This window comes from Mesorhizobium sp. M7A.F.Ca.US.005.03.2.1 (genome assembly GCF_003997795.1).
In the GTDB taxonomy this organism is placed as follows: domain Bacteria; phylum Pseudomonadota; class Alphaproteobacteria; order Rhizobiales; family Rhizobiaceae; genus Mesorhizobium; species Mesorhizobium ciceri.
Genome location: NZ_RZRP01001491.1, coordinates 1 through 678, shown reverse-complemented (window position 1 = coordinate 678; position 678 = coordinate 1). Strand labels below are relative to the sequence as shown.

Sequence of the window (678 nt, the reverse complement as noted above, 5' to 3'; positions counted from 1 at the left end):
GTGTAGGACGGCGGCGTCACCCAGGCGTCGATGCGCGGCGGCACGATATCGCGCGCGCCATGGGCATTGAACCCGTCGCTGATCCTGCCGCCCGTCGGCCCGAAGGAGAAGGCGAAGGCGGTAACGAGCAAAAGGGCCGCTACCGCGCGCAGGGCCCAAGGGTCGCGCTCCGGCACGCGCGTGCGCGGCAGGTCGGCGCCGAGGTTGTCGAGCTTTCCGGCCATGCGCTTCTGGTGTTCGCGCCATAGCGCCTGCGAGAAGCTGCTTTCCCGGCCGCTTGGCCGGTCGGTCTGCACCAGCACCGGGCTGTGCAACAGTTGATTGGCTGCCTCGATGCGGCGGTCGATTTCGCCGGCGCCCGGCAGGCGGAAGAAACGCAGGGGATAAAGCGCGGCCAGTGCTGCTACGGCAAAGGCAGCGACCAGGCCGATGCGCGCCATATCCGGCAGCCGGGAGAATAGCCCGAGCCAGGAGATGCTGAGGAACAGGCTGGCAACGATGACGAGGGGAAGCAGCAACGGCCAGCCGCGCTCGACCACCATCGAGACCCGCGTGGCCAGCCTGCTCAAAGCCAGCCGCCCGGCGAGGCCGCGATCGCTGCTGAAGGTGGGTCGTTGCGTCATCGGCCCTTCCTTGAGCCTATGGCATCCCGAAACCGGGATGCCATAGGCTCAAGGA

1 protein-coding gene is annotated in these 678 nt (G+C 68.0%); it reads right to left on the bottom strand.

The features are described 5' to 3' along the window. Positions 1-623: DUF4175 family protein (locus EN991_RS38680; RefSeq protein ID WP_127370656.1), on the bottom strand; the 623-nt coding region annotated here is incomplete at its 3' end. Positions 624-678 lie beyond the last annotated feature (55 nt).